The following is a 14,424-nucleotide window of genomic DNA, read 5'->3' as shown; positions in this document are numbered from 1 at the left end:
AAACAACTTGTGAAATTTGTATTTTATATAAAGAAAAGTCTTGATTTTACTGACTTTTCTTTTTTTATATTGTGAAAAATTGTAGGCATATTTTTTGACACAAATTAACCTATACAGTAAAATAGAACTATAAGAATTTAAACTTAGAAAGGCAAGATTATGTCAACTTTAGATAAAAATCTTTTGCTTGAGATGTTCCGTAAGATGGAAGAAATTCGTCGTATGGACTTAAAAATTGCTCAATTAGTAAAAAAAGGAAAAGTGCCAGGAATGACGCACTTTTCTGTTGGTGAGGAAGCTGCCAATGTTGGGGCTATGTTGGCTCTAAACGAGGATGACCTGATCACTTCAAATCACCGTGGTCACGGGCAAGCCATCGCTAAAGGTATCGACCTCAATGGTATGATGGCTGAAATTCTTGGTAAATGCACTGGAACTTGTAAAGGTAAAGGTGGATCTATGCATATCGCAGACCTAGATGCAGGTAACCTTGGTGCTAATGGTATCGTAGGTGGTGGTATGGGGATTGCAGTAGGTGCAGCTCTTACACAACAAATGAAAAACACTGGTAAAATCGTTGTCTGCTTCTTTGGTGATGGAGCGACTAATGAAGGTGTATTCCACGAAGCTGTTAATATGGCTTCAATTTGGAATCTTCCAGTAATTTTCTACTGTATCAATAACGGTTATGGAATCTCTGCTGATATTAAGAAAATGACAAATGTCAAGCATATCCATGAGCGTAGTGCTGCTTATGGTATTCCTGGGATGTTTATCGAAGATGGTAACAATGTAATCGATGTCTACGAAGGATTTAAGAAAGCAGTCGACCATGTTCGTTCTGGTAAAGGTCCTGTCTTGATTGAAAGTGTAACCTATCGTTGGCTTGGTCACTCGTCATCTGACCCTGGTAAATATCGTACACGTGAAGAAGTAGAAGAGTGGAAAGAAAAAGATCCAATCGAAAATCTTCGTAAGTACCTTGTTGAGAACAAGATTGCAAGTGTAGAAGAACTTGAAGAAATTCAAGCACAAGTTAAGGAAGCAGTGGAAGCATCTGTTAAATTTGCTGAAGAGAGTCCATTCCCTCCACTAGAATCAGCTTTTGAAGATATATACGCAGACTAAGGAGAAGTAGAGAAAATATGGAAACTAAATTAATGTCTTTCCGCGATACCATTATCCTTGCAATGTCTGAGGAAATGCGTCGCGATGAAAATGTACTCTTGATGGGTGAAGATGTCGGTGTCTTCGGTGGAGACTTTGGTACATCTGTAGGTATGCTTGAAGAATTTGGACCAGAACGTGTACGTGACTGTCCGATTTCCGAAGCAGCGATTTCTGGAGCAGCTGCTGGTGCTGCTATGACTGGACTTCGCCCAATCGTTGACATGACTTTCATGGACTTTTCTGTTATTGCCATGGATAATATCGTCAACCAAGCAGCTAAAACTCGTTACATGTTTGGTGGTAAAGGTCAAGTGCCTATTACAATCCGCTGTGCCGCTGGTAACGGAGTAGGTTCTGCAGCTCAGCACTCACAATCATTGGAATCTTGGTTTACTCATATCCCAGGATTGAAGGTTGTAGCTCCAGGTACACCAGCTGATATGAAGGGACTTCTTAAGTCTTCTATCCGTGACAACAATCCTGTTATCATTCTTGAATACAAATCAGAATTTAACCAAAAAGGTGAAGTTCCTGTTGATCCAGACTATACTATCCCACTTGGTGTCGGAGAAATCAAACGCGAAGGAACTGATGTAACAGTAGTAACATACGGTAAAATGCTTCGTCGTGTCATGCAAGCAGCTGAAGAATTGGCTGAAGAAGGGATTTCAGTTGAAGTAGTAGACCCACGTACTTTGGTTCCACTTGATAAAGACATCATCATTAACTCAGTTAAGAAGACTGGAAAAGTAGTTCTTGTCAACGATGCCCACAAGACAAGTGGTTTTATCGGTGAAATTTCAGCTATTATCTCAGAATCAGAAGCATTCGATTATTTAGATGCACCTATTCGCCGTTGTGCAGGTGAGGATGTACCGATGCCTTACGCACAAAATCTTGAAAATGCAATGATTCCAACAGTTGAAAGCATCAAAGATGCTATTCGTAAAACTCACAACAAACAATAATACATAATATAAATTATGTAAACAAGACTTATTAGAGATACGTTTTGTATCTAAGTAAGTTGAAAAGTTGCGACAGGAGAGAGTCGGGTCGATATTAACCGACGAACGACTTAGTAAGTCTACTAGGTTAACCGCCTTATAGCGGCAACCGTAGTAACTTGAGATACGTTTCGTATCCAAGTTACTTGTAGAGTTGTAACTGAATCCGGACGGAGGACTGTGAAAAAAAGATAGATTTCCTTGTGTTCATCGAACACATCGTCAATCTCCTATTTTTTCATTGCCCTCTTCGTCCTTAATATCTTATAATAGAATAGGAGAGGTCATGGCTGATGATAAGCTAAGAGCGACTCCTGCAGCTAGAAAATTAGCGGATGATTTAGGAATTAATCTCTACGATATTTCTGGCTCAGGCGCAAACGGTCGTGTCCACAAAGAAGACGTGGAAACATTTAAAGACACTAACGTGGTTCGCATTTCGCCACTCGCAAAACGAATTGCACTAGAGCATAATATTGCTTGGCAAGAAATCCAAGGAACTGGTCATCGTGGTAAAATCATGAAGAAGGATGTTTTAGCCTTCCTTCCTGAAAATATCGAAAACGATACGATTAAATCACCTGCTCAAATCGAGAAAGTGGAAGAAGTTCCAGATAACGTGACACCTTATGGAGAAATCGAGCGTATTCCAATGACACCCATGCGTAAGGTTATTGCTCAACGTATGGTTGAGTCATACTTGACTGCCCCAACCTTTACGCTTAACTACGATGTCGATATGTCTGAAATGCTTGCCCTTCGTAAGAAAGTTCTTGATCCAATCATGGAAGCAACTGGTAAGAAAATCACTGTTACAGACTTGCTTTCACTTGCCGTTGTTAAGACTCTTATGAAACACCCATACATCAACGCTTCATTGACAGAAGATGGCAAGACTATTATCACTCACAACTATGTCAACCTTGCGATGGCTGTCGGAATGGATAATGGTTTGATGACGCCAGTTGTTTATAATGCTGAAAAAATGAGTTTGTCTGAGTTGGTAGTTGCCTTCAAAGATGTTATCGGACGTACTTTGGATGGTAAACTAGCTCCTAGCGAATTGCAAAACTCAACCTTCACCATCAGTAACTTGGGAATGTTTGGTGTTCAATCATTCGGTCCAATCATTAACCAACCGAACTCAGCAATCCTTGGGGTTAGCTCAACAATTGAGAAACCAGTTGTTGTTAATGGTGAAATCGTGATTCGTCCAATTATGAGTCTTGGATTGACAATTGACCACCGTGTCGTAGATGGTATGGCTGGTGCTAAGTTTATGAAAGACTTAAAAGCTTTGATTGAGAACCCAATCTCAATGTTGGTTTAAAGTATTTGTTTTAGAAAAATAGATAGAGGAAGTAAGATATGGCCTTAGAAGTAATTATGCCAAAAGCCGGCGTGGATATGACAGAAGGACAAATCGTCCAATGGAATAAAAAAGTCGGAGAATTTGTAAAAGAAGGAGAAATCCTTTTGGAAATCATGACTGACAAAGTCAGCATGGAATTGGAAGCAGAAGAAGACGGTTACTTGATCGCTATCCTAAAAGGGGACGGCGAGACTGTTCCTGTTACTGAAGTTATCGGTTATCTTGGTGAAGAAGGGGAAAATATCCCAACAGCTGGAGCAGCTGCACCAGAAGCTAGCCCAGCACCTGTAGCAAGTGTTTCGAACGATGATGGTAAGAGCGATGATGCTTACGACATCGTTGTTATCGGTGGTGGACCTGCTGGTTACGTATCTGCTATTAAAGCTGCACAATTAGGTGGTAAGGTTGCTCTTGTTGAAAAATCTGAACTTGGTGGAACCTGCTTGAACCGTGGATGTATCCCAACCAAGACTTACCTTCACAACGCTGAAATCATTGAAAATATCGGTCATGCAGCAAATCGTGGTATCGTAATTGAAAATCCTAATTTCACAGTTGATATGGAGAAACTTTTAGAAACAAAATCTAAAGTTGTCAATACCCTTGTAGGTGGTGTTGCAGGACTTCTTCGTAGCTATGGAGTTGATGTTCATAAAGGTATCGGTACTATTACTAAAGATAAGAATGTCTTGGTAAATGGTTCTGAATTGCTTGAAACTAAGAAGATCATCCTTGCTGGTGGTTCAAAAGTAAGCAAAATCAATGTTCCTGGTATGGAATCATCCCTTGTGATGACTAGTGATGACATCCTTGAAATGAATGAAGTACCAGAAAGCCTCGTTATCATTGGTGGTGGGGTTGTCGGTATCGAGCTTGGTCAAGCCTTCATGACATTCGGTTCAAAAGTTACTGTTATCGAAATGATGGACCGCATTGTTCCAGCAATGGATGCGGAAGTATCTAAAAACCTTCGTTTGATTCTTGAACGTAAAGGTATGACTATCTTGACAGGTACTAAACTGCAAGAAATCATTGAAGAAGATGGCAAACTTCGTATCAAGGTTGAAGGAAAAGATGATGTTATCGCAAACAAAGCTCTTCTTTCAATCGGTCGTGTTCCAGACCTTGAAGGAATCGGAGAAGTTGAGTTTGAGTTAGACCGTGGTCGTATCAAGGTTAACGAGTACATGGAAACTTCTGTTCCTGGTATTTATGCACCAGGTGATATCAACGGTACTAAGATGTTGGCTCACGCTGCCTTCCGTATGGGTGAAGTAGCTGCTGAAAACGCCCTTAAAGGAAATCACCATGTTGCTAAATTGAACTTGACTCCTGCAGCTATCTATACACTTCCAGAAGTAGCAGCAGTTGGTTTGACTGAAGAACAAGCTCGTGAGAAATACGATGTCCAAATCGGTAAATTCAACTTTGCCGCAAACGGACGTGCAATTGCATCAGATGCTGCTCAAGGATTTGTTAAAGTCATTGCAGACAAGAAATATGGTGAAATCCTTGGTGTTCACATCATTGGTCCTGCAGCAGCTGAATTGATCAACGAAGCGTCAAGCATCATCGAAATGGAAATCACTGTAGAAGAAATGCTTAAAACAATCCACGGTCACCCAACATACTCTGAAGTTATGTACGAAGCATTTGCTGATGTTCTTGGAATGGCCATTCATTCACCTAAGAAAAAATAAAAATAGATAGACTAGACTGGAATTATTTTCCAGTCTCTATCGTATTAGAAGGTATCTTATGAAATACATTATCAATCATTCAAACGACACTCCCTTTAATATTGCTTTAGAGGAATACGCTTTTAAGCATCTTCTTGATGAAGATCAAATCTTCCTTCTTTGGATCAACAAACCATCTATCATTGTAGGTCGTCACCAAAATACCATCGAAGAAATTAACCGTGACTATGTACGCGAAAACGGTATTGAAGTAGTCCGTCGGATCAGTGGTGGTGGAGCTGTTTACCATGATTTGAACAACCTAAACTATACCATCATTTCAAAAGAAGATGAAAACAAGGCTTTTGACTTCAAGAGCTTCTCTACTCCGGTTATCAATACCTTGGCTGAACTTGGTGTTAAAGCTGAATTTACAGGCCGTAACGACTTGGAAATTGACGGTAAGAAATTCTGTGGAAATGCACAAGCCTATATCAATGGCCGTATCATGCACCATGGTTGTCTTCTCTTTGACGTGGATTTGTCAGTCCTAGCTAACGCACTTAAAGTGTCTAAAGATAAGTTTGAATCAAAAGGGGTTAAATCAGTTCGTGCTCGTGTAACTAATATTATCGATGAATTGCCAGAAAAAATCACTGTTGAAGAATTCCGTGATTTACTCTTGGAATACATGAAAAAAGAATACCCTGAGATGACAGAATATGTATTCTCAGATGAAGAATTGGCTGAAATCAATCGTATCAAAGATACTAAGTTTGGAACTTGGGATTGGAACTATGGTAAATCACCAGAGTATAACGTCCGTCGTGGAACTAAATTCCCAAGCGGTAAGGTTGAAATTTTTGCTAACGTTATTGAATCCAAAATCCAAGACATTAAGATTTATGGAGACTTCTTTGGTATCGAAGATGTTGCAGCAGTAGAAGATGTTCTTCGTGGTGTCAAATACGAACGCGAAGACATTCTTAAAGCCCTACAAACCATTAACCTAGGTCGTTACTTCGCAGGAATTACTGCTGAAGAAATTGCTGAAGCAGTTGTTGAATAAAGTAAAAGATATCCATTTAACGTGGATATCTTTTATCTTAGACTTGATATTCAAAAATAATGAGAGTAGAATAAAGAGGAAATCTGAACAAAAAGGGGATTAAATTCAATGATGAAAGTACCAGTAGAAAATCTTGGTCTATTTGAACAGTTAGACCGTATAGTAGTAGCTTTTTTTAGCAAGCAACAACCTTCAAGTCCATATGATTTGAATATCAGTATTACACAAGAACACCTTGACCAGAAAAAGCAAGAGCTAGAACCATTAGGCTATCAAGCAGTCCAACTACCATTAGGAATGGCTTTAGATAATGTCATCCAGCAACCTCATTATAAAAACTTAATCATTGGTGGACTTGCTCCCGACGAAATTATAGTCAGCAAAGAAGAATTAATGCCTTTAAAAGATATTGTGGACAGTTTTTGTATTATGTATGCTGCAGCGAATAACAGACTGGAAAATAGTAAGGCTTATGAATTAATGAAAGATAAGACGGTTTATTTTATTGGTAAACTATTTACAGATATTCCAAAAGCCGGTGATGAAATTGCTTATTTAGGAATTGATCGAATAGCGGGCGATGGTACACCATATGAAGCTGTTAAATGCTTTCTAACAGAAGAGAGTGCAGAGAAATTCAATGATGAAAAAAGACCGGTCACCCCTGCAAACTTGGCCTATCTAAAATCATTCTGGGGCAAACCAGTCATTATTGAGCCACACCGTAATTATTGGATCGAATTTTTATAGAAGAATAAAAGAGCGTAAGATTCCATAAAAAATCTTACTCTCTTTTTTTAACACGAAAACATTACATAATTTATATTATGTATCTCACAAGCTATCTAAGGCATTTTTCTGTTCGTCATTAACGATATGCGTATACAAGTCCGTTACCTGTGTGCTAGCATGTCCTAGTTGATGACTTACCAAAACTTGGGATTTGGTTGCATCATATAGACGTGTTGCAAGCGTATGGCGAAGTTTGTGGGGTGTCACACGGACTTTGAAGTCTTCTGAATACTTGGCCACCATTTTTTCAACACTAGAAGCATCAATTCGGTTCGGAACTCCTCGATACAAGGTCAGAAAGAGAGCTGTATCCTTTTTTTCTGTCTTATAGCGTTTGTCTCGAATAGCAAGATATTGTTCTAAATAAGGCTTAGCAAAGGCAGCAACATTGACTGAGTCGCGCTTTCCACCCTTACGAGTAACATCAATCACCATCATTTTGAGGTTGAGATCTCGAAGATCAAGGTTAACTGCTTCAGAGAGACGGACACCAGAAGCAAGAAGAAGGGCAATGATGGCCAAATCTCGCTCTTTATTCTTATTAAAAGAAGATAGAGCGCGATTTGAGAGAGTTTTGGGGTATTCCTGGTCGATATAGTTAAGGAAACCTTCCGTTTCATCGCCTAAAAAGAGTTTTTGCTTGATATTCTCAGCCCGTGCAGCTAAAGTTTCTTTCTTTTTCTTGGTAGCAACCTTCTTCATAACATTGCGATAGAAATAAGGTTCTCCCTGATTGTTTTCAACTTCCTCAGTCAAATACTTATAAAGACTAGAAAGCGCTGATAAAGTACGGTTAATGGTTGTTTGAGAGACACCATTTTTAGTTGAGTTAGCATTAAGCAAAGGACGTTCACGTAAGTAAAGAATAAAAGATTCCATGTCTTTCTTTGTCATGTTCTCAAGAACATCTAAAGGAATATTTGCTATGGTATCAGCATTCGATATACCAGATTCCAAAACCCAAGTGAAAAATCGATCGTATTCCTTTAAGTATTCGTACAAGGTCGTAAAACTGTATGGTACAGCCAGTTTCGATTGATAGTATTCAAGAACATACCAGGGCATAACTTGTTTAAGTTTATCAATCCGTTCTAATAAGATCTCGCGTTTCATGTTTTTCTCCAAATCTTTCTATACTAGTAGTATAGCATAGCTAGATATATTTTTCAAGAAAATTATAGTTTTTCGGAAAGATGTTGTAGAGGGCTATATAGGAATGGATATCCTAACTAGCATAAACCAAAATACCAAAAATTTTTTTAGAGTTAATTATCCTTAAATATGTACTTTATTTAAGTGAAAACTAAAAGTTTTTCAATTGTACATTCATACAAAAACACGGGCTCATGCATCATGGCCGTGTTATATTTGACTTAAACTAGTTAGCTAATCTCTTACTTAATTTAAATCAGACTTTTACTTTCTATTTTGGATTTCCCATAAGGTCTCCTAACTTCATATTGAATATAGGACTCCTGAATTACTTCGATAAAAAAGTTAACTACAGAAACAACGGAATTAAATTTGTTTTTTGCGCTAAAATGATGCGCACGTTTAGAATAAAACAAGTATTAAACTCTATACAATTTTAACATAGTGAAAAAGAGGTGTAAAGAAAAAATAATCTGAAAAGCTTGTATACATTATGAATAATTGCTTCATAGAAAACAATTTAAATTTGTGTTATACTATGGATGTATTTGGGATGTATTTGAAAGATAAGAACTTATTCAAAGAAAAGGTTTTAGATGGAAAGATTAGTTTTTATTGGGTTGCTGGTTTTCTTAGCACTATTATTCATAGGAACAGCTCTTGGCTTGCGCTCATATTTGAAGAGAAACGATGTGAATGGTGTACCTATGTACGATGCGCCTGCGAATGAGCAAACCAGAACCGGCAATCTGAGTTTGAAAGAGAATATCTTTTATATCTCGATGATTCTAATTAGTCTTGCGGTTGCTTTATTTATAATGAGCAAGTTTAGACACGGTGCAGCTCCAATTGCTTCTGCGATTGTAACGCCATCGATTATGGCCTACTTCAATGCGCGTAAGAGAACGGGAAAATCATGGATATACATTGTTGCAGTACTTATGGTATTTGTATTTTTGATGTTCGCATACATACTGATCGGTTTACCTGACAAGGCGCAAGCTTTGATGATTAGTAATACGGAGATAAAGTTATCTGAGACGAAGGTGTCGGATTTGATGGATAAGGGGTATGATATATATGTTTCAAATGGTAAACAGGACTACTCCGAGTATGATGAGCTTTTGACATCGGGAAGCTATTATAAATACCAAGGTTCCGGTGTAACAGTACCAAACGGCTTTAAGTCATATGACTCAGCAGTTACGCGATCTACCTATCTTCTTGTAAAGAAGAATGTAGTTCTCGGATGTATAGGTGTTTACGGAGATAAGAGGAAGAGTACGGAGCTGAAGGACTGTGTAGTTACGCAGGTTTGCTTCGATTCTGAGTGCACAGCTGTTGCCACAAAATATGGAATTTCATATAATATAGATGGTATAGATTTGCTAAAGAAGCTTGACGAAAACGAGTTCACGAAAGTATTTGGGAAAAAAATATGGCTGACTCCAAGCGAGCCAAGAGATGAATATTTGGGACATTACGGTGTGCAGTGGGGAACAGGTAACAATGAATTCTTTTGGAATCAATACTTTATGAATTTGGACATTGATTCGAATAATAATATAGTTAATTTTAGTTTTAAAGTTCATATTGCAGGTGAACGAGAGAATAATTAGCAAAGATAGTTAGATAAAATGAAAAAGAAAAAAGTACCGAGCAAGACAAAGTATGCTATTTATCTTCTGATGGTCCACCTTATATGCATACTTTTCACTATAAGCAAAATAATGATACCTTCATGGGGGCACTGGTTAGAGACGACACGCTTTCTTTGGACAAACTTTCCTACCTATGTATGCGTGTTAATAGCCGTTTTCCCAATGGTATGCTTTTGGCCATATTTGATTAGTGCAGATTTTAAGCCGGGTACAGCAAAGACCTTGCTTGCGACTTTTGGTCTAATAGTAGGTAACGTGACTCTGATTTTGATATATACGACTATTTTGCACAAGGTATTATAAGTATAAAAAATCCCTATAAAGGGATTTTTTGATTGCTTCAAGTAGCTCGTCATATTCTTCAAATTCTGGAACCTCTGGGTGATCCTTCTTGATTGATTCGGTGCTTCTAAACAAGAATCCTTGTGGGTGTCTCCTTGAAAGAAGTCGGTTTAATCGACGGTCAAGGCAGTTGATGACTTACTAGAAAATTGTTCTCAACCCTATGTTTTAGCTGATTTAGCTTATCTTAGCTATGAACTCAGAGAACAGTTGAAACAGAAAGGTTACCATCTTTGGACGCCTTTACTTCAAAATATGGCAAGAGCTAAACAACATAATCATTATCATGAGACGGACTATTGAAACTCGATTTTCAGAACTTTGTGCTTTTTTTGATGTCGAACAAACACTAGCTAGAGGCTTAACAGGATTGCAGTTGAGAATGGAGCAAATTGTACTGACTTATAATCTGAGATACTTTGAGATTAACTAGCACCACGAGTAAAAATCTATATCTTACTATCAATAAGACCTTAAATGAGTAGCAAAAAATGTACAATTGAACCACTACTTCTTCTGCACCTATTAGAGTAAAAATGTACAAATCAATTCCTTAAATCAGATGATGTTATGAACTAGAAAATATACAAAATAACACTTCAAAATAATGTACAAAATAAAAATAAAGTACACTCCTTAAAGAATGTACTTTATGCTTCTAATTCAGTTGTATCAATAGTTTAGCTCACGTTAAGTCAATTGTACATAAACTTTTAGTTTTTCTAAAAAACGACTAGATTCGCTAAGTGAATTATTGATCATTAATTTATTGACTTAAAAAATTTCTAAAGCTTCTACAGTTTATCAGAATAAAATATAAAAACTCGATACCATTATTTAGGAATCGAGTTTTGATTCATATGACTCGGTCTATCTTTTTAATTACTAATTTTAGACCAACTATATACGATACATAACATAAGTTATGTAAACAACCAATCCTACAACAACAAATCTTTCACTTTTCCAATTTCACTTTTTGGAATTACGAGATGAATCATATCACCCAGATACATCCTTGTAGATCCATTAACTGTCTTACTCTTGCCATTATGTACCTGGGTTGTGATGAGCACGTTATGAGGTAAATTGAGTTCATGTACTTGCTTACCAGCTATTTTGTCTGATACTGGAATTTCAATTAGGGTAACTTCTCCATCATCACTTGCGGTTTCTGGTAACATTTTTTCAAGCATGGCTTCATAGACGGGCGCCCCTTTAAGCAGATCCATAACAATATAAGCAACTAGGGTCACCATCCCTAAAGGCATTAGATTGCGGATATCACCGACCATCTCAGTCACAAGAATCATAGCTGTCAAAGGTGCTTTTGAGATAGCACCAAAATACCCACTCATTCCAAGAATCACAAAGATAGGGAATTGCTGCTGGGTAACAAGGCCTAGATTGACACAAATAACACCTACTAGGGCACCAAGTAAGGAGCCTAAAGCTAAAATTGGCAAGAAAATACCACCTGGTAGTCCACTACCATAACTGATCATACTCCAGATAAAGCGAATAATAAAGTAAGCCAAGAGAATTTGAAAACTAAAATCCTGTTCTGTTAAGGATAAGACAACCTGATTTCCTCCACCAAGTATTTGTGGCAGGAATATTCCTACTGGAATGATAAGAAGAAAGGCTAGAATAGGATAATAGGCCTTATCCAGATGAATCTTTTGGCCAATCCAATCATATACTTTTCCAACATTCAGAACGGCTTTTTCATAGAGAAAACCTGAGAGTCCTAGAAAAATCCCCATCACCAGATAAATCCAATATTGGCTCAAGTTCATGAGAGGGATATTGTCTGGCATATCAAGTACAGGTGTTAAGCCAAAGATGAGAAGGGAAACAAAGTTTGCTACTAGACTAGCAGCCAAGGTAGAAACCCAGAAAAATCGTGAAAAATGATGGTAGACTTCTTCTACTACAAATAGGAGTCCTGCAATCGGTGCATTAAAGGCTGCAGCAAGTCCAGCAGCAGCTCCGCTAGCAATCAAGGAACGCTCCTCAACAGGGCTAGACTTGAGCCATTTAGCAATTCCTTTCCCTCCAGCGGCACCTAGCTGAATACTGGGACCTTCACGACCGAGCATGAGCCCACTCGCAATGGCCAAGATACCTAGAATGTATTTCTTCCAGAGGATACTCCACCAATTGAGAGACATGAGACCTTTTAACTCCGCTTCAACTTGAGGAATACCTGATCCTTTAATATCTTTTTCTGAGCGTGTTAATTTTGCACTAACTAAGCAAATTAGCATATAAAACAATAAAATAATCAATAGATTCCGTATCAGATTCTCTTGGACTTGATAAAATCCTTGAACGATATGAAAGCCTTTTTCGATCAAAAATCGAAATGATCCTACAATAAGTCCTACGACTAATCCGACAATAATACCTCGCCCTACTTGAGCTAAGATCGTACTGGACGCGAAAGCAAATTCTTTCTTGGAACTAAGTATTTCCGATTGTTCCTCCATAATTCTCTCCTTTAATTATTTTTTACTAGTTTCTGAAACGATCGTTTTAATCGGTTCAAAACTGGTGCGATGAATAGGTGTGACACCGTGCTTTTCAATTCCTTCTAGATGCTTAGCAGTTCCATAGCCAGCATTTTGAGCAAAATCATAGCCTGGAAATTCTTGGTCATAGTTAGCCATGATCTTATCTCTTGTAACCTTCGCAACGATAGATGCTGCTGCAATAGATAAGGAGTTGGCATCCCCTTTGATGATGGATGTTTGAGAAATCGGCAAATCCAACTTCATAGCATCAATCAAAAGATGTTCTGGCTGAGGTTCAAGTTGAGAGATAGCTTCCTTCATGGCTAGTTTCGTCGCTTCGTAGATATTGACTTGATCAATGACTTGATTGTCCATAATCCCAATACCGATTGCTAGGGCATTATCTTTGACAGCCTGAAAAATCTCTTCATGTTTTTTCTTGGGAATCTTTTTACTGTCATTCAAGCCTTTAATTTTACAATTTTTGGTCAGAATGACTGCTGCAGCAACAACAGGGCCAGCTAAGGGACCGCGACCAACTTCATCGACTCCAGCAATGAAGCTTATTCCATTCTCGTAAAGCTCTTTTTCATAGCTAAGCATGGCTTCTAAGCGGAGATTTTCATCAATTTCAGCTTGAAGGGCTTTTTTCCGCTTTTGAATTTCTTTTTGGACACCTGAACGAGAATCTTTTTCAAATTCCTTGAACAAGGGACTTTCAAGTTCAGTTATCTTTGCTAATGCTTCTTTTATTTCTTTAATCGTTGCCATTGAGGTCTTCCAATGTATCTAATGTATAGTTACCAAGTTTACCATCACGAACTTCCTTGACAAAGAGGTTGTAAAATCGATCGTAATCATCACGGAAACCAAGGATGCGAGTCATATCCATAATAATTTCAGGAGCTTCATCATCCAGATTCATTTGTTTAAAACGTTCTTGAAGTTTATCCGGATAATGGGTTTTAAAGTAATTGAGTCCAAAAATAGTCACTTCATCCATTGGAAGCAACTGATCCTTGATTGCTCCCGTAAGCGCAAGTTTGAGTGCAACAGTTTCATCTTCAAATTTTGGCCAAAGAATCCCTGGAGTATCCAAGATTTCCAAATCTTTATTGGTTTTGAGCCATTGTTGACCTTTTGTCACACCAGGCTTGTTCCCAACTACAGCAATTTTCTTACCAGCCAAACGGTTCATCAGAGTTGATTTTCCTGCGTTTGGAATCCCAATAATCATGGTGCGTAAGGTTTCAATTTGAATTCCACGTTCTCTTTGACGAGCAATCTTATCTGCCATAAGTTTCTTAGCAGCATCGGTCACGACTTTAACTGTAATTTGCTCTTTAGAATTGATAGCAAGTGTCTGAATACCTTGCGATTCAAAGTGCTGACGCCACTCTTTTGTTAATACTGGGTCCGCTAGGTCTGCCTTGTTTAGAATCAATAGCCTTGGTTTGTCCCCGATGATTTTAGTCAGCATTGGATTTTGGCTAGACAAGGGCAAACGTGCATCTACTAAAACTGTCACAAAATCAACAAATTTTAAATTTTCCTGGACCTGACGACGCGCCTTGGACATATGTCCAGGAAACCATTGAATAGTTGCCATTCTGTAAAATTCCTTTCTTTTATTGGATTTGTATCTATTTTTTCATATTTAAAAA

General features: G+C 38.0%; 11 protein-coding genes and 1 pseudogene. 8 read left to right on the top strand and 4 right to left on the bottom strand.

Going from position 1 to position 14,424, the window contains the following annotated elements; genetic code table 11:
• Positions 1-159: 159 nt before the first annotated feature.
• From AB2B50_RS03325 to AB2B50_RS03300, 6 genes are all read left to right on the top strand, one after another.
• Positions 160-1,128, top strand: a complete 969-nt coding sequence (locus tag AB2B50_RS03325; RefSeq protein WP_320692428.1) for a thiamine pyrophosphate-dependent dehydrogenase E1 component subunit alpha — start codon at positions 160-162, stop codon at positions 1,126-1,128.
• A 17-nt stretch (positions 1,129-1,145) separates the two neighbouring features.
• Complete coding sequence (locus AB2B50_RS03320) at positions 1,146-2,138, top strand: alpha-ketoacid dehydrogenase subunit beta (protein WP_006152177.1); 993 nt, start codon at positions 1,146-1,148, stop codon at positions 2,136-2,138.
• A gap of 325 nt (positions 2,139-2,463) precedes the next feature.
• On the top strand, positions 2,464-3,507 hold the full coding sequence (locus AB2B50_RS03315; protein ID WP_075230519.1) for a dihydrolipoamide acetyltransferase: 1,044 nt from the start codon (positions 2,464-2,466) through the stop codon (positions 3,505-3,507).
• A gap of 38 nt (positions 3,508-3,545) precedes the next feature.
• Positions 3,546-5,249, top strand: coding sequence for a dihydrolipoyl dehydrogenase (lpdA, locus tag AB2B50_RS03310; protein ID WP_320692427.1), 1,704 nt, complete (start codon positions 3,546-3,548; stop codon positions 5,247-5,249).
• A 58-nt stretch (positions 5,250-5,307) separates the two neighbouring features.
• Complete coding sequence (locus AB2B50_RS03305; RefSeq protein WP_320692426.1) at positions 5,308-6,297, top strand: lipoate--protein ligase; 990 nt, start codon at positions 5,308-5,310, stop codon at positions 6,295-6,297.
• A gap of 108 nt (positions 6,298-6,405) precedes the next feature.
• Complete coding sequence (locus AB2B50_RS03300; protein WP_320692425.1) at positions 6,406-7,047, top strand: hypothetical protein; 642 nt, start codon at positions 6,406-6,408, stop codon at positions 7,045-7,047.
• An 84-nt stretch (positions 7,048-7,131) separates the two neighbouring features.
• On the opposite strand, the gene xerS is transcribed toward AB2B50_RS03300, so the two are convergent.
• Complete coding sequence (xerS, locus tag AB2B50_RS03295) at positions 7,132-8,202, bottom strand: tyrosine recombinase XerS (RefSeq protein WP_320692424.1); 1,071 nt, start codon at positions 8,200-8,202, stop codon at positions 7,132-7,134.
• A gap of 635 nt (positions 8,203-8,837) precedes the next feature.
• Between xerS and AB2B50_RS03290 the strand changes: the two genes are divergently transcribed.
• Together AB2B50_RS03290 and AB2B50_RS03285 are read left to right on the top strand one after the other, a co-directional pair.
• Positions 8,838-9,860, top strand: a complete 1,023-nt coding sequence (locus tag AB2B50_RS03290; protein ID WP_320692423.1) for a hypothetical protein — start codon at positions 8,838-8,840, stop codon at positions 9,858-9,860.
• A gap of 504 nt (positions 9,861-10,364) precedes the next feature.
• Positions 10,365-10,677 (top strand): annotated as a pseudogene (locus tag AB2B50_RS03285) (transposase); the annotation flags it as partial.
• Between the two features lie 508 nt (positions 10,678-11,185).
• Here the strand turns inward: AB2B50_RS03285 and AB2B50_RS03280 are convergent.
• From AB2B50_RS03280 to ylqF, 3 genes are read right to left on the bottom strand one after another with little or no spacing between them, the layout of a single operon-like run.
• The gene (locus tag AB2B50_RS03280; protein WP_320692422.1) at positions 11,186-12,736 is read right to left on the bottom strand and encodes a ClC family H(+)/Cl(-) exchange transporter; all 1,551 of its coding nucleotides are present in this window, start codon (positions 12,734-12,736) and stop codon (positions 11,186-11,188) included.
• 15 nt (positions 12,737-12,751) lie between these two features.
• A complete protein-coding gene (locus AB2B50_RS03275; protein WP_320692421.1) occupies positions 12,752-13,531 on the bottom strand; it encodes a ribonuclease HII in 780 nt (259 codons plus the stop codon).
• The gene (gene ylqF, locus AB2B50_RS03270) at positions 13,518-14,369 is read right to left on the bottom strand and encodes a ribosome biogenesis GTPase YlqF (RefSeq protein WP_320692420.1); all 852 of its coding nucleotides are present in this window, start codon (positions 14,367-14,369) and stop codon (positions 13,518-13,520) included. The genes AB2B50_RS03275 and ylqF overlap by 14 nt, the downstream gene beginning before the upstream one ends.
• Between the last annotated feature and the right edge of the window lie 55 nt (positions 14,370-14,424).

Source organism: Streptococcus fermentans, assembly GCF_040888305.1.
Lineage (GTDB): Bacteria > Bacillota > Bacilli > Lactobacillales > Streptococcaceae > Streptococcus > Streptococcus fermentans.
The sequence above is the reverse complement of the archived record's forward strand: the minus strand, read 5'-3'. Positions and strand labels throughout refer to the sequence as shown.